The sequence below is a fragment of the Candidatus Phaeomarinobacter ectocarpi genome (assembly GCF_000689395.1).
Taxonomy (GTDB): Bacteria; Pseudomonadota; Alphaproteobacteria; order CGMCC-115125; family CGMCC-115125; genus Pyruvatibacter; species Pyruvatibacter ectocarpi.
Genome location: NZ_HG966617.1, coordinates 1,789,660 through 1,811,497 on the forward strand (window position 1 = coordinate 1,789,660; position 21,838 = coordinate 1,811,497).

At 58.5% G+C, this 21,838-nt stretch carries 20 protein-coding genes; 8 read left to right on the forward strand and 12 right to left on the reverse strand.

Going from position 1 to position 21,838, the window contains the following annotated elements; all coding sequences use genetic code 11:
• The first annotated feature begins 52 nt into the window (after positions 1-52).
• Complete coding sequence (locus tag BN1012_RS08630; protein ID WP_043949311.1) at positions 53-1,246, forward strand: glycosyltransferase; 1,194 nt, start codon at positions 53-55, stop codon at positions 1,244-1,246.
• 13 nt (positions 1,247-1,259) lie between these two features.
• Here the strand turns inward: BN1012_RS08630 and BN1012_RS08635 are convergent, their stop codons facing one another.
• From BN1012_RS08635 to BN1012_RS16830, 4 genes are all read right to left on the reverse strand, one after another.
• Positions 1,260-2,267 carry an NAD-dependent epimerase/dehydratase family protein gene (locus tag BN1012_RS08635; protein ID WP_052534871.1) on the reverse strand — a complete coding sequence of 336 codons (1,008 nt, stop codon included), beginning with the start codon at positions 2,265-2,267 and terminating at the stop codon, positions 1,260-1,262.
• The gene (locus BN1012_RS08640; protein WP_171815935.1) at positions 2,264-3,250 is read right to left on the reverse strand and encodes an SMP-30/gluconolactonase/LRE family protein; all 987 of its coding nucleotides are present in this window, start codon (positions 3,248-3,250) and stop codon (positions 2,264-2,266) included. Before BN1012_RS08640 ends, BN1012_RS08635 begins: the two co-directional genes overlap by 4 nt.
• A 225-nt stretch (positions 3,251-3,475) precedes the next feature.
• Positions 3,476-4,561, reverse strand: a complete 1,086-nt coding sequence (locus BN1012_RS08645) for a sulfotransferase family protein (protein ID WP_043949313.1) — start codon at positions 4,559-4,561, stop codon at positions 3,476-3,478.
• A 2-nt stretch (positions 4,562-4,563) separates the two neighbouring features.
• Complete coding sequence (locus BN1012_RS16830; protein WP_206777999.1) at positions 4,564-5,205, reverse strand: ABC transporter substrate-binding protein; 642 nt, start codon at positions 5,203-5,205, stop codon at positions 4,564-4,566.
• A 257-nt stretch (positions 5,206-5,462) separates the two neighbouring features.
• On the opposite strand from BN1012_RS16830, the gene BN1012_RS08655 reads away from it, so the two are divergent.
• Positions 5,463-7,904: an MMPL family transporter gene (locus BN1012_RS08655; protein ID WP_171815937.1), complete on the forward strand. Its 2,442-nt coding sequence runs from the start codon at positions 5,463-5,465 to the stop codon at positions 7,902-7,904.
• On the opposite strand, the gene BN1012_RS08660 is transcribed toward BN1012_RS08655, so the two are convergent.
• Positions 7,901-9,160, reverse strand: coding sequence for an MFS transporter (locus BN1012_RS08660; RefSeq protein ID WP_043949315.1), 1,260 nt, complete (start codon positions 9,158-9,160; stop codon positions 7,901-7,903). The genes BN1012_RS08655 and BN1012_RS08660 overlap by 4 nt on opposite strands.
• Before the next feature lie 113 nt (positions 9,161-9,273).
• On the opposite strand from BN1012_RS08660, the gene BN1012_RS08665 reads away from it, so the two are divergent.
• The 3 genes from BN1012_RS08665 to BN1012_RS08675 are packed head-to-tail and all read left to right on the forward strand — an operon-like array spanning position 9,274 to position 12,145.
• Positions 9,274-10,038, forward strand: a complete 765-nt coding sequence (locus BN1012_RS08665) for a (Fe-S)-binding protein (protein WP_043950835.1) — start codon at positions 9,274-9,276, stop codon at positions 10,036-10,038.
• Positions 10,038-11,468, forward strand: coding sequence for a lactate utilization protein B (locus BN1012_RS08670; protein WP_043949316.1), 1,431 nt, complete (start codon positions 10,038-10,040; stop codon positions 11,466-11,468). The genes BN1012_RS08665 and BN1012_RS08670 overlap by 1 nt, the downstream gene beginning before the upstream one ends.
• Positions 11,465-12,145, forward strand: a complete 681-nt coding sequence (locus BN1012_RS08675) for a LutC/YkgG family protein (RefSeq protein WP_043949317.1) — start codon at positions 11,465-11,467, stop codon at positions 12,143-12,145. Before BN1012_RS08670 ends, BN1012_RS08675 begins: the two co-directional genes overlap by 4 nt.
• Positions 12,146-12,252: 107 nt before the next feature.
• Here BN1012_RS08675 and BN1012_RS08680 read toward each other — a convergent pair whose 3' ends face one another.
• The 7 genes from BN1012_RS08680 to cutA all read right to left on the reverse strand — a co-directional run bounded on the left by BN1012_RS08680 (position 12,253) and on the right by cutA (position 19,189).
• Positions 12,253-13,017 carry a Coq4 family protein gene (locus BN1012_RS08680; protein WP_052534876.1) on the reverse strand — a complete coding sequence of 255 codons (765 nt, stop codon included), beginning with the start codon at positions 13,015-13,017 and terminating at the stop codon, positions 12,253-12,255.
• 90 nt (positions 13,018-13,107) lie between these two features.
• Entirely contained in the window at positions 13,108-14,013 is a 906-nt protein-coding gene (locus BN1012_RS08685) for an SDR family NAD(P)-dependent oxidoreductase (RefSeq protein ID WP_052534879.1), read from the reverse strand.
• A 3-nt stretch (positions 14,014-14,016) separates the two neighbouring features.
• On the reverse strand, positions 14,017-14,667 hold the full coding sequence (locus BN1012_RS16835) for a TetR/AcrR family transcriptional regulator (RefSeq protein ID WP_052534881.1): 651 nt from the start codon (positions 14,665-14,667) through the stop codon (positions 14,017-14,019).
• Positions 14,668-14,770: 103 nt separating this feature from the next.
• A complete protein-coding gene (locus BN1012_RS08695; protein ID WP_043949318.1) occupies positions 14,771-15,538 on the reverse strand; it encodes a class II aldolase/adducin family protein in 768 nt (255 codons plus the stop codon).
• A 219-nt stretch (positions 15,539-15,757) separates the two neighbouring features.
• Positions 15,758-17,161 (reverse strand): FAD-binding oxidoreductase, encoded by a 1,404-nt coding sequence (locus BN1012_RS08700; RefSeq protein ID WP_043949319.1) that lies wholly within the window; start codon positions 17,159-17,161, stop codon positions 15,758-15,760.
• A gap of 121 nt (positions 17,162-17,282) precedes the next feature.
• Complete coding sequence (gene glpK, locus BN1012_RS08705) at positions 17,283-18,776, reverse strand: glycerol kinase GlpK (protein WP_043950839.1); 1,494 nt, start codon at positions 18,774-18,776, stop codon at positions 17,283-17,285.
• Between the two features lie 77 nt (positions 18,777-18,853).
• Positions 18,854-19,189 carry a divalent-cation tolerance protein CutA gene (cutA, locus tag BN1012_RS08710; RefSeq protein WP_043949320.1) on the reverse strand — a complete coding sequence of 112 codons (336 nt, stop codon included), beginning with the start codon at positions 19,187-19,189 and terminating at the stop codon, positions 18,854-18,856.
• Between the two features lie 83 nt (positions 19,190-19,272).
• On the opposite strand from cutA, the gene BN1012_RS08715 reads away from it, so the two are divergent.
• The 3 genes from BN1012_RS08715 to BN1012_RS08725 all read left to right on the forward strand — a co-directional run bounded on the left by BN1012_RS08715 (position 19,273) and on the right by BN1012_RS08725 (position 21,822).
• Positions 19,273-20,040 (forward strand): NAD kinase, encoded by a 768-nt coding sequence (locus BN1012_RS08715; protein ID WP_043949321.1) that lies wholly within the window; start codon positions 19,273-19,275, stop codon positions 20,038-20,040.
• Positions 20,037-21,194 carry an AbrB family transcriptional regulator gene (locus tag BN1012_RS08720; protein ID WP_052534883.1) on the forward strand — a complete coding sequence of 386 codons (1,158 nt, stop codon included), beginning with the start codon at positions 20,037-20,039 and terminating at the stop codon, positions 21,192-21,194. Before BN1012_RS08715 ends, BN1012_RS08720 begins: the two co-directional genes overlap by 4 nt.
• Positions 21,195-21,279: 85 nt before the next feature.
• Complete coding sequence (locus tag BN1012_RS08725) at positions 21,280-21,822, forward strand: response regulator (protein WP_043949322.1); 543 nt, start codon at positions 21,280-21,282, stop codon at positions 21,820-21,822.
• Positions 21,823-21,838: the final 16 nt, after the last annotated feature.

Genomic DNA, 21,838 nt, shown 5'->3' on the forward strand with positions numbered 1-21,838 from the left:
TGTGTTACCTGTATGTTTGTGTCCCACCAGCCAAATCCAAGACCCGGTCCCAATGAACTTCCTGATCGACCTCGCCACCTTAGAACTCAGCGCCCTCACAGCACTGGCACTTCTTGCCTGGATTTATCTCACATGGATGAGGGCGGGATTCTGGAAGGCCGACATATGGTTAAAGCCCGAACCATCCACTCCGGACCCGGTCAACTCGTCCGTTGCAGTGGTTATTCCCGCCCGGGACGAAGCTGACACAATTGCCACCACCCTCGCGTCACTTACCTCGCAATCCTTCTCCGGCACTCTGAAGATCGTCGTGGTCGACGATCAAAGTAGCGATGGAACGGGAGGCATTGCTCGTGCCGCATCCACAGAAAAAATTGCAATTGAAGTCATCAATGGTACTGACCTGCCTGAAGGCTGGAGCGGCAAGGTCTGGGCCATGTCGCAGGGCGTCGAAGCGGCCTGTGCCGGGTCAGAGTTGCCCGACTACATCCTGCTGACGGATGCCGACATTGAGTACGCACCCCATGTGCTCGACAAGATGGTGCGCACTGCCGACGCTCACTCATATACCTTTGTTTCCCTCATGGCCCGTCTCGATGCCCGTGGTCTATGGGGGCAGCTGCTGGTTCCTGCCTTCATCTATTTCTTCCAGCTGATCTATCCCTTCGCAAAGGCCAATACCCGCTACGACAGTCTGGCGGCTGCAGCGGGTGGGTGCTTTCTTGTACGCCGGGATGCCCTGGAAGCGGCCGGCGGATTGGCCTCCATCAAAAGTGACATCATTGATGATTGTGCCCTTGCAAAGGCCCTGAAGCGGGCACGACCTGCGCAGGATACATTGACCGCCCTCACCCACGAGGTGCATTCGCGCAGAGACAACCGCACCATGGAAAGCATCTGGAACATGGTTGCCAGAACCGCCTTCACCCAATTGCGGTATAGCTGGCTGATGCTCGCAGGTGCACTGATTGGCCTGGTCCTGACATTCCTGGTGCCGGTGTGGGGCCTCTTGTCCTGGATATTCGGTGACGCCGGAGGGACGGTTGGCGCCATCAGTCTTGCAACCCTTGCCCTTATGGCGCGCACCTACTGGCCGACAGTTCGCATGTACGGATTATCGCCCCTATGGGCCCTGTCCCTGCCCGCAGCTGCCATCATCTATGCAGGTGCGACGGCAGCGTCGGCCATACGTCATGCTCGCGGGTCCGGCGCGCGCTGGAAGGGCCGCAGTTACCCGGCCACATAACGCCCCTGCAATGTCAGCTCTTGCGGCCGCTCCACAGACCTTCGGTTTCAAACCAATTGAGTAGGTCATTCAGCGTGTCATCCAGGCTATAACGCGCTGGTGGCAGAACTTTCCGCGCCGCCTGCATATCAAACTGTATCGGACGGCGGGCAAGTTTGACGCCCGTCAACGGGGCCTTGGGCGGCTTTCCGGTTATCCGGGTTGCCACGAATTCGTCCGCATACGCAAAGGCTTGCGCAACAAATCCGGGCACTGTGCTCTTGGGCATGGAAACGCCGCTTAGGGCCTCAACACGGTGCAACAGATCTGACAGCAGCAGGTTCTCACCGCCCACGAACAGGCCGTGGCGGGGAACATCGATATCGAGCATTGCCACAATGCTCGCCGCCATGTCGCGTGCATCTGCAATGTTCATCCAGGTTTCCAGATAGGCCGGCGTTCGCCCCGACACAAAATCCAGCACCATCCGGCTTGGCGGCGTGAGACCAACATCCCCAGGACCAAGGGGCATGGTGGGAATGGCGATGCGCACAGGCAGTCCATCATCATAGGCCTGCCGGGCCGCCGCTTCAGCCAACCACTTGGAGCGCGGATACGCACCAAGCATGTCATCCACTCGAGGCAGGTCTGCTTCCGTGACACTTCGTGGCACTGCCCCGCTTGCCCCGGCAACCCGCGTCGTTAGCGAAGACACATGGACGAATGCGGACACATTCTGCACTTTGGCTGCATCAAGCAGCATCTGCGTGCCGGTATGATTGACCCGGGCAAAATCTCGCATATCCGGTGACCACAAGTGCGGGATTGCTGCCAGATGGATGATCCGGGAGACACCGGTGCACGCAGCAGCCACGGTCTGCTCATCCGTGACGGATCCCAAAACCCACTCGGCACCGGATTGCCTATCGTCTGGCTGCCTATCAAGCACCCGAACCGAACAGCCGATTGCCAGCAGGCAATCAACCACATGGCGGCCAAGAAAACCGGCGCCGCCTGTTACCAGCGTGAGGTTGGCTGTCATTGCTGAACCGCCGTGCGGGCCGGTTGATGCGGGCTGCAAATGCCCAACCCGGCGTCCCATGCTGAAGACACTATGATCTGATCACCCAGCATCACAGCTGACGTTGCCGCCCCCGGCATGGTCCCTGGCGGACCGACAATTGTCTGTTGTGATGCGCCGTCAGCCGATGAAATGACAACGCTGCTCTCAGGCAGATCACCCCACCCGTTGATGTGCAGGAACAACGCAAAAGGGTCCGGATGAACTGCTGTCACGCTGCTTCCATCGGGCGCGATGCTGACATTGTCGGGACCACCCTCAAAGGACACGACTACCTTCGGATCCGTGTTGCCATCAAGCAGAGCCTGCTTGTCGAACACTCGAAGTGCCTGGTCTCTGGACGCAGTCATCAGGAGCGAGGCACCATCAGGCGAAATTACGACGCCATTTGCAAACGCGATATCATCAAGCACAGGCTCGGCATCCGCATTCCCGCCATCAAACCTCGATAGCCGAAGGCCGGAACTGCGTGGCTGGAAGACCCGCTCCGCCCAAACGCCCCATGCGCCACACCGGCTTTGGTCGTAGGTAAAAACAGCCGTTGATGCATCCAGCAACGCAACATCATTGGCTCTGCAAAATAGATCGCCACTGCCGCGCCCAACCATGGCAAGAGACTGACCATCAACATCAAATAACAACAAGTCGGCGGCTGACGCATCGTGCATGTCGGTCAGTCGATTGACCACCGCAAGCCGTGATGCTTCACCATCATCAAACAGCCCAATACCGTGTGGATGAAGCAGCAGGTCACCGGGCACGCGTATATCAAGCGTACTAACCGGCACAGAACCCTCTTCATCACGTCGCCACGTCAACAGGTCAACATCGACGGCATAAAGGCCGCCGCCGGGAGGCTCTGCCCCGTTTTCCATTGCACGCATGGCGGCAAAACGATCATACGCGCTGAGAATGAGCCGACCATTGCGGACATCATGTGCCATGTCTTCAATTCCAAAGACGGCTTGGCCTGCTTCATCAACCACTGAAACAGGGCGGCATATATAGTCAGAAACCGGAAAATTCTGGGAATTGGCGGGCGCAGCCGTCAGCATAACCACAAGAAAACAAAGAGCCGCTCGGTGCGCGTCCTTTGAGGAATGCGCCAGACAGACCAGAGAGTCATAAAGTTTGCGCATCATCATCAGCAAGTGAACGTCCCGCGGTCTCTAACGGCCCGGGCGCTTATACCCACCCTGCTCGACGAAGGCGCCCAGTCGGCCTTCCACCAGAGCGGCAGATTTGTCCGAGTAGTCGAACCGGTTTTTCTCAAACCCGGCGACAGACCGCAAATAGGCTTCAAATCGCGGACGAACGAAATTGAACCCGGGAAGCCCGAGCGTTGCATAGACGCGCTCAAGTTCTTCGATCGGGTTTTCATCCAGGTTCTCATAGGCAATCTCGACTCGCTGCGCTTCGGGAATTGAAGGCCATTGCGCCTCAATCAACCCCATGATGCGTTCGTATACTGACAGAACAGCCTCATCAATATCCACATGATCATAGGGTTGCAGCGCCAGCTGCTTGAAAAGCTTGGCGTAGAAGTTCCGCATGCTCTCAAAAACCTCATACGGATTGCGCCGAATATGGATAAACAGAGCATCCGGATAGAGCCTGTGCAGCATTTTAACCCGACTGGTGTAGACCGGGTTCTTGATCAAAAGTCGCTTGCGATCCTGCTGAAGCCAGAGCTTGCGCATGAAGTAAGTGAACGTGTCCTGCCACTCCTCCACTTCGCTTTGAGCGCACCCATCAAAAAACAGTCCACGGGACACATGATGGTCGAACGCCTTGGGGAAATAGATGCCGTGGTAAAATGACAGCGGCGACATATTCGCCAAGGCAATTTCATCTTCCTGCGGCGAGTCCGGCCGAACCGGAATGTTGTCGATATACCGGGTTTCGGGCAGTGCCCTGTCGATGACAGGCTTCAACAAACGACCAAGCAACAACATGTCCCAGGGTAGGCCTGTGGCAACCGGCGGCACAAACCCGAAATCGTCCTGCACCATGAGATTGTACAGGTGTGTCGTGCCGCTGCGCCAATGCCCGACAATAAAAACCGGGGGTGGCATGTCACCCGAAGACTTCAGCTGCGCATTTGTATAAATCTTCTCGACGGCTGAAATCGGCGCACGCCCGATCACAGCTCCCAGCAATCCAACCACATGGGGCATGGATTTCAACGGCACACCGCCGCTGTTCGCGAGCACTGACGCCAGCGTCCCGTAATTGCTGCCATTGAGAGGGTGCATTGCTATTCCGCATCAGCCGCTATTTGTGCGGCTTTCTTGGTGAGAGCATCCGCCAGGACATTAGCCCCCTGTCTGGCCAGCGAGGACAATTCCGAGCGTCGGCGTGCCGCTTCGCTCACCCCATTATACTGGACATCCGCAATGCCCGACCTCCCGTCTTTGGACGCCGCAACCACATAGACCAGTTGAACGGGATCACCGGATTGTCGAACAAGCTGTGTTTCCACAATGGTTGATCCTCGCGGCCCTTCTGAGTGTCCCACAGTCTCGAAGCTGATCGGCAATGGCTTTCCAAACCGACTTAGATAGTTGGAGACGACGAATGCACGATAGGCTGCAACAACGACGGCCTTCTCTTCAGAGCCGTATCCCCGAAATGCGGAAGGCCCCACGGACTGAGCGGTCAGCGCCGGAAGGTTATAGGTGTCATCCACAACGGCTGCGATGTAATCCGATGCACCTTCGGCACCTAATGTCTGCGCGTTTGTCATGAGGTGCTCGAGCCCCTCATGCAGCTTTTCAACCAGCGCCACTGCGTTGGCACCAGAAAGTGCGGTTTCATCCTGCGCAATCGCGGCGCCGGAGCTCATGCCAAAAAAGAGCAACGTCAAAGCGGTAAGGATTAGCCTGGTTTGATCTCTCATCTGCTGCTGCATTGTCGCAAAAGCTGTCATAGAATCGTCCTGTTTCATCGCATTGTGCTACCAGCACTTGGCGGCTCAACGAAGCCACGCCGGTTTGAACCCGCCATGTATGATCACCATCAAAGATGCACCATAGCTGAATGCCCCAAATTCTAGCGACTCTCGCCACCAGCATAACCCGCTTCCCGGTTTTTACCCTTTTAGTGCTTATGCTTGGTACATTTGCGACAGGATTCTACGCGACCACTCAATTTCGTGTGAATACCGACCAATCCTCGCTCATCGCACCAAATTCAGAGTTTCAACAACGGTTTGACCGGTTTCGAGACGCGTTCCCGACCTACCGCCGCACAACGCTCGTCGTGGTGGAATCAGCCTCACGCTCCGCAGCCGCCAACGGGGCAGCCGACCTGGCCGAGGCTCTGGAAGCGCGCGAGGACCTCTTTCGATCCATATTCACCACAGCCGCCATGCCCTTCTTCAAACAGAACGGGCTTTTGTACCTCGACACCGAAGACCTCACATTACAGCTGGATGCGTTGGTACAGGCCCAGCCCGGCATTGCCATTGTCGCAAATGAAAAAGGGCTGGCTGGAACTCTGAGCTTGCTGCGTCAGGGATTAACGCAGGTTGATGAAACCGGACGGCTGAATCCCGCTTTGACGGCCCTGGCCGACGATTTGACCCGCGTCGCAAACACCGTTGCAGACGATGAGGCCCCGCCTCTCAGATTCAATCTCGGCAGCCTGGGCAGCAACGATGCGCAATCAGCTATCGAGCTGATTTCAATTCAGATCCGCGAAGACACAGGCGACTTTCTATCCCCGCGTGCCAAGCTGGACGTGATCCGTGCAACCGCGGCTGACCTTGGCCTCACAGCTGAGAACGGCTTCACCATCAGACTGACAGGCAACATCCCCTTGTCTGTCGATGAACTCTCACAGGTCCGCGAGAGCCTTGGGATCGCCGGCGCCCTGTCGCTGGTAATGCTGGCGGTGGTTCTGGGCCTGGGTGTCCGATCGGGTCGCATTGTGAGCGTGATGGTTCTGACGCTGGCCGTCGGCGGTGTCTGGTCCATGGCCTGGGCCATGTTCAGTGTCGGTGAGGTCAACCTGCTATCGGCCAGCTTTGCGGTGCTTTTTGTTGGCCTGGGGATCGACTTCGCCATCCACTATGCGCTGCGCGCCCAGGAAGACGTGGAAAAGGGGATAGCCACCCGCCCGGCCCTTATCACTTCCGCACGCGATGTCGGACCCGCCATCGCACTGGGTGCTGTCACGTCCGCCATCGGCTTCCTGTCATTTCTGCCAACCGACTACAAAGGGTTTGCGGATCTCGGCGTCATTGCCGGTGGCGGAATGGCCCTGGCATTCATTGCCGCCCTAACAGTCATTCCTGCCAGCCTTGGCAAATTCGGCATTCCTGCCCATCGCAATGCTGGTGGAAGCTTTGCCAGAGTGACCAACCGGGTGTTTGCGATGAGCCAGACCCACGCACGCGGTATTACGCTGGCGGCCGTCGTCTGCGGCATCGCTGCTGCGGCAATCGCCACCAATGTCCGGTTTGATTTTTCAACCCTTGCCCTCAAGAACAGTCAGTCCGAGCCTATTCTCGCGCTTGCCGATCTGCAGGAACGCGGATTGGCCACCGACTATGCGGCCTATGTGATTGCACCATCTCTTGAGGCGTCCAAAGACACGGTCACAGCACTCAATACGCTGCCGACGATCGGAAGTGTACGAACCGCTGACAGCCTCATACCCGCGGATCAGGATGAGAAGCTTGGTCTGATAGAGGACACGGCATTCCTGTTCTTCCCACTCTTCAGCAGGATCAATGGGCCAGTTGCTGCCGTGCCGGATGATCTATCGTTCCAGTTACCCGATGACTTACATGAGGACGCACGAGCTACACTGGACGGCCTGACAACGGCACTTGCAGCACTCAAACCGACTCAACTGGAAGACCTGAACACGGCTCTCGCAGAACAGTTGACCCGCGACCTCACCCGGCTGACCGACATCTTCAATGCGGAACCTGTAACGTCGCTCGATCAAGTCCCTGCCCCCGTAAAGGGGCGATATCTGTCCGCAGACGGCCAGGCGTTGGTGATCGGCTTGCCGAAAGGTGATGTGACCCGGACGGAAGACCTCCGCGCCTTTGTGGGTGACGTGAAATCTCTGTTTCCCGACAGCACCGGCCGCGCCGTTGTCGAGGCAACCGTTGGCGACATTGTCGTCAACGCATTCGTGACAGCACTGGTCATTGCTCTGTGTGCGGTGACCCTGGTCGTTTTGATGGCCACTGGAAGCTTCAAGGATACGGCGCTGATCCTCATGCCCCTCCTGCTTGCGGCAGTAGCCACCGCCGCAACCGGCGTCCTCATCGACATGCCTTTCAACCAGGCCAACATCATCGTCCTGCCCCTGATCATGGGGCTGGGTGTGGACAATGGCATCCACGTGTTGATGCGCTATCGCAAGGATGGCTCGCTGGAGCGCCTTTTGAAGTCGTCAACTCCACGAGCCATCGTCCTCAGCACACTGACAACCATCGGTGCCTTCGGCGCGCTGAGCGTATCGGTACATGCCGGGACAGCAAGCATGGGCATATTGCTGACCATCGCCATGCTCTACCTGTTGATTGCAACGGTCTTTGTTCTGCCCGCACTGCTCAGCCTGACGGCCAAAAGACGTTAGACCGGTTTCGCGGTATCTTCTGCCTCGTCTTTTTTCTCACCACGCGGGTCCAGCACGGCAGCTTCTGGTGACGTCGGTCGTGCAAATCCCACGAAGTCGTCCTTGTCTGCGTCGGGCACCGCATCGCGCTGGCTCATCCTGTAAAAGGCAAAGGCTGCGAGTGCGCCGTGCATGGCGGCAGTGAAGGCGAAGACACCAGACGACGTCATGACCATGGACAAGACCGCTGACACCAACGGACCAACGGCCGCCCCCACACCAAACAGGACCAGCAAGCCGCCGGAGACCATTATAAAGTCCGAGGATTGCGCATGGTCGTTCGCATGGGCCACAGAAAGCCCATAGAGCGAAAACGCAGCAACGCCAAAGAGCGAAACAAGCCCCAGGGTTATGACGCCGGGCGCACCGAAAAAAACAATCGCCAGACCGGCAACTGATCCCAAGGCCCCAACGCTGCCAATCACAATACGGCGGTCAATCTGATCCGAAAGTTTGCCAAACGGCCACTGGGCCAAGGCCCCGGCGACAAGAGCAAGGCTCATGAACAGCGCGACCCCGGATGTATCAAACCCGGTTTCCTGGGCATAGACGGGCCCAAGCGTCCCGAAGCTGCCATTGGCCATGCCCACCATAAAGGCTCCGGCCGCACCAACAGGAGACAGATTGAAAAGGTGCTTCAGGTTGAGCTCAACACGCGCAGGGACCTCCGGCGCTGGTATTTTGGTGAGCGAGGTTGGGATCAAGGCCAGAGTGAACAGGATGGCAGAGACCGCAAACATGTTGAGCATCATTGGATCAAACGCCACCAATGACATCTGGCCGCTTGTCACCGCGAACAGATACACGATCATGTAAACCGAAAAAACGCTGCCCCGGGTCTCATTGCTGACACGCGAATTGAGCCAGCTTTCAATAATCATGGCCGCGCCTGCGATCGAGAATCCCGCCGCGAATCGCAGGACGAACCAAACCTCCGCGTAAACCAGCAATCCGTGCAGCAGAATGCCGACAGCCGCAATGGACGCCACCACCCCATATGTCCTGATATGCCCCACTCTGCGCAGAGAAACAGGTATCAGGTAGCACCCGGCAATGAAGCCCACCGCATAGGCAGTGCCAAACAGGCCGATTGTCAGCGGCGAAAAGCCTTCCAGTCCCGCTCTCACCGGCACAAGAATGCCCTGCTGCCCCGCCCCCATATACATAAGCAGGGTCGTGAACAGCAGCACTGAGACGGGCAGAAACGTATTTTTCACGGTGGGAAATCCTGAAACCCGGGAACATGGTCCCGTTTGGACTGCGAATGGCAATTGCGCTTTAGCGGCCAAGCGCGGTCTAATGGCAAAAATGCCTCATGGGAACATCCTGGATGACCGAAAACTCGTCGACCAACGGAAAGAGGATAGGCCTCTTTGCAACCTGTCTTGTCAATACCATGCGCCCAAGTGTGGGCTTTGCCTCGCTCAAGCTTCTTGAGGACGCGGGCTTTGACGTCAGCGTACCCGGGGACCAGACCTGCTGCGGCCAGCCCAACTACAATTCAGGCGACCGGGAAAGTGCCCGAGATTTCGCCAGAGGCTTCATCCGCCAGTTCAGAGACTTTGACTATGTGGTCGTCCCGTCAGGGTCCTGCGCTGCCATGGCCAAGGTCCACTACCCGCAGCTGTTTGATGACACCGACCCGGAGAAAGCCGACATTGATGCCATCGCAGCCAAAACATATGAGCTGGTCTCATTCCTGACCGACGTGGCCGGGCTGACATCCATCGAAGGCCAGAACACCACCACCGTCACATACCACGATGCCTGCTCAGGCCTGCGTGAACTCAAGATCAAACAACAGCCGCGCGCCTTGCTGTCGAGCATTGAAGGGCTTGAGGTCAAGGAAATGGAAGACGCGGAAGTCTGCTGCGGGTTCGGCGGGCTCTTCTGCGTCAAATACCCGGACGTGTCCGGCGAGATGGTGCGCAAAAAATCTGACGAGATTGTCAAAACCGAAGCCGACGCCATCGTGACCGGCGACGTGGGCTGCCTGCTGAACATGGAGGGCGCCCTCTCCAGACGTGGCGAACGCACCCGCGCCTACCACGTGGCGGAAGTACTTGCGGGCCTTGATACGGAGGACCCCTCCTGATGCATGTCACCTCCAAGGATTTTGACGAAAAAGCCCGCGCCGCGATTGCGGATGATCAACTGCAGATGGGCCTGTTTGTCTTCGGCAAGATATTCCCGCTGATGCGGGATGCGAAGGCGGCGGAACTTCCCGAGTTTGAGGGCCTTCGCGATTCAGCGCGGGACATCAAGACCAACGTGCTTGAGAACTTGGGCACCTATCTCGATGCCTTTGAGGCCCGGGTGGAAGAAGCCGGGGGTCGCATTCACTGGGCCCGCACCGCCGAGGAAGCAAACGCGATAGTTGAGCGGCTGTGCGAAGAAGTCGGCGCCAAGGACATCATCAAGTCCAAATCCATGGTGACAGAAGAGCTGGAGCTCAATGATCACCTCATCGGCAAGGGCTACAACGTCGTTGAAACGGATCTGGGTGAGTACATAATCCAGCTGCGCAATGAAAAACCGTTCCACATTGTGGGACCGGCACTGCATCTCAACGCGGGCCAGGTGTCTGACACTTTCTATGAAGCCCACAAAAAGCACGGCCGCACGGAAAGGGTGGAAGACAAAGTCAAGCTGGTGGAAGAAGCCCGCATCGTACTCCGCGAGCGTTTCAAGAATGCCGATGTGGGCATCACCGGTGCCAACTTCCTGGTAGCGGAAACCGGCCAGATCGTTCTTGTGACCAACGAAGGCAACGCGGACCTGACGGCGACCCTGCCCAAACGGCACATCGTCGTGACAGGCATCGAGAAGATCGTGCCGACCCTTGATGACTTGTCTGTGTTCCTGCGCATTCTCGCACGCTCCGCCACGGGGCAAGATACATCCAACTATGTGTCCCTGTATTCAGGTCCCCGCCGCGCCCGCGATGCAGACGGGCCGGAGAGCTTTGACATCGTGCTGGTCGACAATGGCCGCACGGACATGCTCGGCACACCAGTGGAAGAGATGCTCCGCTGTATCCGCTGCGGCGCCTGCCTCAACTCCTGCCCGGTCTTCTCAACCGTTGGCGGACAGACCTATGGCTCCGTCTATTCCGGCCCCATGGGGGCCGTATGGACACCAGCCCTGGCCAGCGTTTCCAGTGCAGCCAAACTGCCCAATGCCTCCAGCTTTTGTGGCAAATGCGAGGAAGTATGCCCGGTGCGCATTCCCCTCCCCTCCATGATGCGCCATTGGCGCGAGAAGGAATTTGAGGCGCATCTCACCCCCTCCGGTCAACGCTGGGGCCTTGGCATGTGGGCGTGGCTGGGCAAACGCCCCTCGCTCTACCGCGCCGCCACCAATCTGGCCGGCATAGGACTGCGCCTGATCTCCAAAGGCCGGGGCGGCAGGCGTCTGGCCACATGGTTGCCTTTCATTGGACAGGGCTGGACACAGTCGCGGGACCTTGCCGTCCCTTCAGAGCCCACATTCCTTAGTCAGTACAAGGAGGGCCGCCGCCGATGAGTGACGCAAGAAGCGCGATCTTCGCCAAGATCAAGGCGGCTGACACGAAACGCGGCAACGCCTCCCCTACCGCAGCAAAAACACGGCTGGAAACGCCACCGCCCCAACTGGTGCCCGCCATGGGCAAACCGGCCGCGGCGGACGCCCGCGACCTCTTCATCACCAAGGCCATCGAACTTGGCTGCACTGTTGCGGACTGCCCGTCATTTGAGGACGTTCCAGCAAAAGTCACAGCCTATCTGACTGAACAGGACAGTCCGTTGCAGGTCATGCTGCCAATGGACGAAGACCTGTCCTCCCTCAGTTGGCTGGAAGCCGGATTGACTGTTTCTGTCGAAACCAGTGCCCAGGCCCTTGATGGCACCACGTCGGTTACCCGCGCGATTGCCGGCGTGGCCGAGACGGGCGCTGTGGCGGTTACGTCCGGGGCAAAATATCCGGTCAGCCTGGGCCTTCTCCCGGACAGGCACATATTTGTGCTCAGGGTAGATGAAATTGCCGGTGGCTACGAAGACGTGTGGCGTCTGGCACGAGAGGCCAAGGACAATCAGGGCGTGGCCCGCGCCGTCAATCTCATCGGTGGGCCCTCCCGGACAGGCGACATCGAGGCAACGCTGGTCATGGGCGCCCATGGTCCGCGCACGGTGCACATCATCCTGATCGGGTCAGCCAACTAATCCACAACGTCGCCTGTGACTGCGAGAATGCGCGACCGCAAAAAGGAAAAGCCTGCCTGATTTGAATCATCAGGCAGGCTTTTCAATGTGTAGCGATGAAACCGTATCTAGGCGGCAGCGGCCTCAGCCTGTTGGGCCGCCGCAAGATGATCCCGGAACACTTCACGATAGGTCTCTGGCTTGGTGACACCAAGCTGCTTGCGCACATTGTCGAGCGGCGCCGACAACAGACCTTCCCAGTCTTCCCCGGCCCACCATGTGGCCCGGCGGCCGTGCCGGTAGCCTTCCCAGATGGCTTTCCAGATGCGCTTGTCACCGGATTCTCGCACGCCACCGCGCGCGCCGAAATAAATGATCATCGCGATGCCGATATTGCCAAGCTGCGCGTAGGAGAAAGCCAGCAGCGACAGTTCGCCAAGGCCGTCGCGGCCATAGCCGGTGGTGACATGCCAAAGGTCGTGCATGTCGCGGGTCCGGTTGCTGTAGAGCTCCTGGTCCGCCGTGTGGAAGTAGCGACCGCCTTCTTCGCTGGCATCCGCCAGACCATCAGCCGACAGGTTTTCGCGCTCGACGAAGGCAAGGTATTCCCGACCAAGGGATCCCTCAGGCATCGCACGCAGGGCATCACGATCATTGAGCCGGTCTGCAAGGCTCTCGCGGTTTGCCAGAACACGACGGCCAACGGATGTCTTGCAGAAACGCTTGAACGACTTTGCCCGCGACGGTCCGCTCATGGCTTTGATGATCCGGAACACCTGCGCGGTGTCTTCCGGGTTCTGCATCAGCTCACGAATGGCATGCATGGCAGCGCGCGGCTGATACCAAGCGCTATCTTTGATTTCTGGTGCTTCGCTCTTGGACACGGTTTCCATGGCGGCTGCTCCTCCCGACAATTATGTAAGTAAGGTGGTATTCCTTACGGACGTCTGCAAGACTTTTGTTCACTTCGGCCCAAAACCCGCCTAATTCAGCGATTCCTGGATGGCTGCAGATGCGGCCAATTGGCGTTCCTTGATCTCCGGATCGACATTCTTGATCGCTTCACTGTCGCCAATGGAGTCGAAATCATCCGCCATCCGCTCAAACCGGGCGGCAGCGCTGTCCTTGAACTCGGGATGGGTGAACGCATAGAGGCGGTTTTCGAGAATGCATTCGACGACCCGCTCACCGACTGCTTCAGCCGGGATACCCGCAGCCACCGCATCGCCGGCCTGCGCAATCGCATCCTGATCGGGCTCACCCTCTTCGCCATATTTCTCAGAGCGCGTGCGCCGTGAATTGCCGATCTGTGTGGCCACAAATCCCGGACACAGAACCGACACACCGATGCCGAACGGCTCAAGTTCCATGCTGAGATCTTCAGACATTCCCACAACTGCGTATTTAGTTGCGGTGTACGGACCAAAACCGGGGATCGGCACAATGCCAGCCATGGAGGCCGTGTTGACCACGTGACCGCCTTCACCGTGTTCCTTGATGAGCGGTACGAAGGCTTCAATGCCCCAGACAACACCCTTGAGGTTGACGTCGATCGACCATTCCCAATCCGATGGCGTCACCTCTTCCATGGGGCCGCCCGCACCAATGCCTGCATTGTTGCAAACGATGTGAACTTTGCCGAAGCGCTCAACTGTCTTTTTGGCCGCATCGCGCATGGCGTCGCGGTCGGATACGTCAAGCAGAACACCGTCTACCTGTGTGTTGGTTTTGGACAGAAGCTCAATGGCCTCCTTGAGGGGGCCTTCTTCAATGTCTGCCAGCATGACATTGGCACCGCGCGCGCCGAAGCTTTTTGCCATGGCCAGGCCGATGCCGCTGGCACCGCCTGTGATGAAGGCGGTTTTGCCAGCCAGATCATTGATGGGCATTGCTTATGTTTCCTCGTTTTTTGTAAGCCCGAGACCGGCAGCGAGAAAGGCCATCAATGCATCGAGCGGTTCTTGTTCTGTTGTTTCCTTGCCGGCGGCGTATTCACCTGCCTGGCGAATGATCCCTGGGATCGCGTAGCCAATGAAGCCGGCATCCACATGCGGAGCAATTTTGCCTTCGGCCTTCCAGCCAGCCAGCATTTCGCCCCACATGATGCCCCAGCGGCCCATGAGGATGGACCCACCCTCGCCGCCGTCAATGACGCTCATGTCGGTCAGTGCCGCAGCCAGAAGGCCGGGATGGGCTCTCGAAAACTCGTAAGTCAGGCGAATGGATTCGCGGATCGCCTCATAGGGGGTCAGCTCTTCGCCCGCGTGACTCTCCACATAGGCATCCAGCGATTCCGCGGCCGCTTCGGCAAAGGCGAGGAAGCACGCCTGCTTGTCCTTGAAATGCAGATAGAACGTGCCGTGACCGACACCTGCAGCCTTTGAGATGTCCTGTGGCCGCGTCGCATGGAAGCCCTTGCTGACGAACAGCTCCTGGGCTGCTGCCAGCAACCGCCCGCGCGTATCGCCGCGTTGCTGCGGCTTGCGTCCTGCGCCGTCATCGGTCCCGCTCTCGAGGTCGGCCACTGTTGTTGCGTTAGTCATCGTTCGAGTCTCACCGGTCCTGACAAATTGTCAATTCAAAAAGAAACCGGCTGCAACGAACAAACGTTGCAGCCGGCTTCAAAATCTCGTTTCCCGCTAAAGTCTAGGTGCGATAGCTGGGGTCCTGACGGTCAAGCTTGCGCAGCATCGGCGGCCAAACCAGCGGGCTGGCGGAGCCGTCAAACAGCACTTCACTTTGATGCGTGGCTTTCTCGTGGGTCCCCTGTGGCGGGTTGTTGACGTCAACACCACCGGCGAGTGCACGGATCTGCATGGTGCAGGCACGCTCGAGGTAATACATGGCGAGGAATGCTGCAGGAATGTCAGGGCCAACCGTCAGCGTGCCGTGATTGCGAAGCAGCATGAACTGCTTGTCGCCTAGGTCTTTGACGATGCGGTCACGCTCCTCATGATCCAGCGCCACGCCTTCATACTCATGATAGGCGATCTCGCCGCACTGCATGGCGTGCTGGGTGATTGGCATCAGGCCGGCAGCCTGAGACGAGACGGCTACACCATCATCCGTATGCAGATGCATCACGCATTTGGCGTCTTCGCGCGCCATGTGAACAGCGGAGTGAATGGTAAAACCAGCCGGGTTGATGTCATACGGGCTGTCCATCACCTTGTTGCCGTCCTTGTCGACCTTCACAAGCGATGATGCTGTCACTTCTTCGAACATCATCCCGAACGGGTTGAGCAGGAAGTGATGCTCCGGACCTGGCACGCGGGCGGAAAGATGGGTGAAGAGCAGATCATCCCAGCCATAGGAGGCCACGAGGCGGTATAGCGCTGCGAGGTCGACGCGCGCCTGCCATTCCTCCGGCGACACCTTGTCTTTGACGGATTCAATCTCGTCATATTTTGGCATTTCAAAAGCTACGGACATGAAGTCTTCCTTTCCCGGGCCGCTTGGCGCGGCTTGTTTACGAGCGGCATGGCACCCAAGCCCATCCCTGGAGCAGGCGGCAAATCGTCCGCCGCCAATACTCAAACCGCCTAAATCCTCGACACCATAAGGTGTTAGCTCTCGGTATAAGGCAAAATTGCCGCCATTTCGACCCCCACGCCCCAGAGACACAAAGCCCAGCTACTCAGCAGCACTTTTCAAAGGCTGTGCCTCAAAAATCTTGCCCGGATTGAGGATGCCCTTGGGGTCCAGCGCCTTTTTGATCGCCCGCATGGTGGCGATTTCCTCAGGCGTGCGGGTCACCAGCAAATAGGGCCGCTTCTCGAGGCCAACCCCATGCTCCGCGGAAACAGATCCACCGCGAGATCGCAACGGCTCATAGACGCAGGCCTCGACGCCCCGCCTCGCCTGCACGCTGTCATCCCCCACGCCGACAATGACATGCAGATTTCCATCGCCCAGATGGCCGAAGATCATGGCCGTGTGATCCGGATAGGTCTCGGTTAGTCGCGCCTTGGTCTCACTGACATAGGCTTCCATGTCCTTGACCGGCAGGCTCACATCGAAAGTGAAGATCGGCCAGTTCTGTGCCACCTGCCCGACATCGTCACGGATCGCCCACATCTTGTCGCGCTCGCTCTGGTTCTTGGCCAGCACGGCATCGACAATCAGTTCTTTTTCAAAAGCTTCTTCAAGTGCGGCCTCAAACCGGGATGTGTCCTGTTCCTGCTGTGCGCCCATGGCCTCGATCAGCACATAGTACGGCTGATCCTGAGCAAGCGGCGGTGTATGGGTAGCAGGCTCAGTTGTCAGCAGCCGGTAAAAGTCATTCCACAGGCATTCAAACGCGGACAGCGTGCCTGCAAGTTTGCGGTCCATGTGGTCCAGCAGTTTCGGCAACTTGCTGAACTCATCCACTGCGATAAAGGCTGTATCCTGACTGTCCGGCTTGCGGCGCAACCGAAGCACGGCCCGGGTGACGACTCCAAGCGTCCCCTCCGAGCCAATGAACAGCTGCTTGAGGTCATACCCGGCATTGTCCTTGATCATCTTGCCAAGGGACGACAGAACAGTGCCGTCCGCCAGCACCACCTCCAGCCCCAGCACCATGTCGCGCATCATGCCGTATCGAATGACGCGGTTACCGCCGGCATTGGTCGCAATGTTGCCACCGATGGTGGCCGACCCCCGCGCCCCCAGATCAAGTGGCAGGATCAGGTGATGCTTTTCAATATCTTCCTGAACCGTCTGGAGGATGGCGCCGGCCTGAACGGTTGCGGTCCCCGCAATCTCATCCACTTCTTCAATGGCGTGCATGCGCTCAAGCGAGAGCGCCAGTTCGCCATGGCCCACATTGGCGCTTTCAACCAGGCCGGTCAGTCCACCCCATGCGACGATGGGTTGCCCCGCCTCATGGCAAAGCGTCAGAACCTTTGAGACTTCTTCCGTAGAGGCAGGCCTCAAGACAATTGGCGGCGTGCCCAAATGGCTCCAGCCCGACTGAGCCTTGGCTTCAGCATCGGCCCCTTCAAGGTAGCCGTGCGGCCCCAGCAGGTCTTTGAGTTGGCTGATAAGTGCACTCATGACGAGTCCTCCCCATCCCTGGTGAGACCAGAGCTTTGCGGCCGCTCGTTAGCCCACCGGCAGCCGTGGAACGACTATAGCCGAATGTAAGGATGAACTCGAGACACGCTGTTTGACACACTCACTCCACGCGCGCCCGCCGGACAGCGTCCTGCCAGCCAGCGTAGCGGCCCTCTCGCCAGTCCTCCGGCTTTTGCGGATCAAAGGTCTTGTCCAACTGCCAGATGCCTTCGACATCGTCCGTTGACTTGAACAGACCGACCGTCAGACCGGCAGCGAAGGCAGCGCCCAGCGATGTCGTTTCAGTCACGGCTGGTCGTGCGATCGGGCGCCCGAGCGTGTCTGCTAGGACCTGACAGAACCAGTCATTTGCCACCATGCCGCCATCGACCCGTAACTCTGTGGGAGCCGTCAGGCCCGCCCGGCTCATGTCATCGGCCATCGCATCCATCAGATCACGGGTTTGAAACGCCACTGCCTCAAGAGCCGCACACACGATTTCAGCGCGCCCGGTATCGCGCGTCATGCCCACAATCGTGCCGCGCGCATGCGGGTCCCAATAGGGCGCCCCAAGACCGGTAAAGGCGGGCACCAGATATACGTTGGAGGCCGGGTCGGCTTCCTTGGCAAGAGCTTCACTTTCCTGAGCAGAAGCAATCAGACCCATCTTGTCACGCAGCCACTGAACAGTGGCACCTGCCATGAAGATCGATCCCTCCAGCGCATAGGTCGGCGTCCCGCCAAATCGATACGCGACTGTGCCAAGCAACCGGTTGGCACTATCCACTTTCGTCTCGCCCGTATTCACCAGCGCAAAGCAACCAGTGCCATAGGTGGATTTCATCAGGCCCGGCGCGAAACACGCCTGCCCGACTGTTGCGGCCTGTTGATCGCCCAGAATGCCTGCGACGGGAATGGGGGTGCCAAAATGCTGTTCAACCGCCGTACCAAAAACCGCTGCAGGGTCGAGAACACGCGGCAGCATTTCCCGGGGCACGCGAAGGATGCTCAGCAACTCCTCGTCCCAGTCCTGGGTCTCGATGTTGAACAACAGCGTTCGCGAGGCATTGGTAACGTCCGTGGCATGCACCTCTCCACCGGTCAGGTTGAACACCAACCAGCTGTCGATGGTGCCAAAGCACAATTCGCCTTTCTCGGCACGGGCGCGTGCGCCCTCGACATTGTCCAATATCCAGGCAACTTTGGTTCCCGAAAAATACGGGTCCAGCAACAAGCCGGTCCGCTGCTTGAACAGCGCTTCGTGCCCATCCGCCTTGAGGGCCGCACAGGCATCTGCCGTCCGCCGGTCCTGCCAGACGATGGCACGGTAAACAGGCTCGCCGGTTGCCCGGTCCCACACAACCGTTGTTTCGCGTTGGTTGGTAATGCCGATGCCGGCGATCTCAGATACACCAATATCAGCAATCGCTTCGCGACACACGGCAAGCGTGTCATTCCAGATTTCGACGGGATCATGCTCAACCCATCCATCGCTGGGAAAATGCTGGGTCAGTTCCTTCTGGGCCGAGGCCACGGGCGATCCGGCGCCATCAAATACGATTGCGCGGGACGATGTGGTTCCCTGGTCAATGGAAAGAATATGTGTGGCAGCCATTGCGACATCTCCCTGCATGCGCCCGCTTTATTGCCTCAGCAATACACCGGATGGCGCGCGCACGAAATGCATGGGCGCTAATTCTTGTCCTGGGTTTCGGCGTTGACCCAGGCAGCAAACCGCGGATCAACATCGCACGCCGCAAAGGCAGTGACCGCTGGCGTATCATAAGGATGCATCCGGACAATTGTTTCCATGGCCGCTTTGCATTTCTGCCGTGTGGTTTTGAACAGCATCGCGACTTCAGATTCGGACTGCAATGCGCCTTGCCACATATACATGGACTTCATCCCCGGCAGCATGTTCACGCAGGCCGCCTGACCGGCTTCGATAACCGCCCCCGCCAACCGCTCGGCCTCTGCCTGTGAGGGAGCCGTTAAATAGATGAAAACGATTGCATCGGGGTCTGACATCACGCGCCTTTTACGTTCTTCTTCTGGCAAGCCTTCTGGGCTAAGGTCACCACCCTACCCCATTGCCCCCAGTGCCAAAAAACATGCCCCCTAAAAAACTATCATTTGTTGCCAGTCCCCATGACGAGGCACAGGACGCGTTCAAAACGCTCACAGCACGCTATGGCAATGCGGACCCAAAGACAGCAGACGCAATTGTGGCGCTTGGGGGCGATGGCCTCATGCTGCAGACACTGCACGCGCAACTGGGCAATGGGCACCCGATCTACGGCATGAATCGCGGCTCTGTCGGCTTCCTGATGAATGATTATTCCGAAGATGACCTTCCCGCGCGCATTGAGGCAGCCGAACACACGACAATCCACCCTCTGCGGGTCCGGACAGAAGATGTGAATGGCGAGCACGCCGAAGCATTGGCCATCAATGAAGTGTCCATGCTGCGCGAAACCTATCAGGCCGCCAAGCTGCGTATCGTGATTGACGGCAAGACGCGCATGGATGAGCTCGTCTGCGATGGGTTGCTGGTTGCAACACCTGCGGGCTCCACGGCGTACAACCTCTCCGCGCACGGACCAATCCTGCCGCTGGGGGCACAGCTTCTGGCCCTGACGCCCATCAGTGCGTTCAGACCGCGCCGCTGGCGCGGTGCTTTGCTCCGGCACAATGCCTGCGTTCAGATTGAAGTTCTGGAGGCCGCCAAGCGTCCAGTGAGTGCCGTCGCCGACCATCAGGAATTCCGTTCAGTGCGCAAGGCGAGCATAGAAGAAGCATCAGACATCGGCCTGCACATGCTGTTTGACCGCGACCGCAATCTTGATGAGCGGATTATCGCGGAGCAGTTCCTGCCGTGACCTCAGCGCCCAAGTCTCCCAAGGACAGCCTCTCGGCTGTTGCAGCCGGAGGTTTGGCTTTGCCCGGCTCGACGCCCCCAGACTTTCGTACGGTTGCAACAACACTGCTCATCGCCAGCGTGGGCGGCGGCCTCTTCGCCATCGCCGGAGCGCCCCTGGCCTGGATGCTGGGTGCCATGTTCATCACAACGGGTGTGGCCATGGCCGGGCTTGCCAAGCTGGGGATCTATGCCTGGTTGCGCACCACCATGATTGCCGTACTCGGCGTCATGCTGGGCAGCGCCTTTACCCCTGAATTGCTGTCTCAGATGTTGGGATGGTGGCCGGACGTACTGGTGCTTGCCGTCTTCATTGCCTTTGTGACAGCGACAGGCTTTATCGTTTTCCGGTATGGCGCTGGCTACGACACCACCACGGCGTATTTTTCCGCAACCCCGGGCGGTCTGTCCGAAATGGCAATCATGGGCCATGAGCTGGGGGCGGATATCAGGACCATTTCCCTCATCCACGCAACGCGCATTCTTGTGGTAGTGGCCACGATCCCTGTCTATTTCCGGGTCGTGGAGGGGTTGGAGATCCCAGCCTTGCCGCGCAATGTCGGCTCGCTGATTGATCTTGGGATCTATGAAGCTGTGATGCTGAGCGGCTGTGCGCTGCTGGGGGTTCCCCTGGGCCGCATAAGCCGGGTGCCTGCGGGATCACTGATCGGGCCCATGGTGCTGAGCGCCGCGGTCCATCTGGCCGGTCTTTCCAGCGGCAAGCCACCCGCTGAAATTGTCGCGGCAGCTCAGGTGGTGGTCGGCGCTTCCATAGGGTGCCGGTTCGCGGGTCTCACGCTCGCGGATGCACGCAAGATCATCTCGGCTGGATTGATTTCCGGACTCCTTATGGTCATCGCCGCAGCCCTTGCCGCCTATTCCCTGTCGGCCTTTCTGGATCGCCCTGTGGAAGTGCTGGTGCTGTCCTTTGCCCCCGGCGGACTGGCCGAAATGGCCCTGATTGCCCTGATCCTTGGCATCGACACAGCCTTTGTGTCGGCAATGCACGTGCTGCGCATCGCCATGGTGGTCATTGGCGCACCGGTGGTTTTCAGGCTGATGGGCGTCGAATCCGGCAAATCCGATACAATTAAATCCGAGACAATTGAGGATTAGACTTTAACCGTCATTAACCGGCAGGTGCGATACTCCACACGTATTACGCGCAAACACACTGGAAATCTGCCGGGACCGCCCAAGAATGGACGCCTACGACTTTTCCCGACTTACCGTGCTGGTAGTTGATGACAACTGCCATATGCGCCAGCTCGTGCGAAAAATACTCTACGCATTTGGCTGCCGGACAATCCACGATGCAGCTGATGGCACGCAGGCCATCAACATGCTGCAGACCCATCAGATCGACATCCTGGTTGCCGACTGGATGATGAAGCCCATGGATGGCATCGAGCTCACCAAGATCATCCGCAAGGGTGACGCGGTACCCAATCCCTATGTGCCGGTGATCATGCTCACCGCCCATACCACCATACAAAACATCCTTGTTGCCCGTGAAGCAGGTGTGACCGAGTACCTGGCCAAGCCGCTGACACCGCGCAGCCTGCTGACACGCCTTCAGATGGTGATTGGCAATCCTCGCCCCTTTGTCCGGACCGCGCAGTTCTTTGGGCCTGATCGCCGCCGCAAGGACAGCTCGTTCTATACCGGCCCAGAGCGTCGCGAAGACGCCGAAAGCACCAAGGACACTTTCGAGCTCGATGATATGGAGGAAGACGCAGCCTAGCCGCAGCGTCACACAG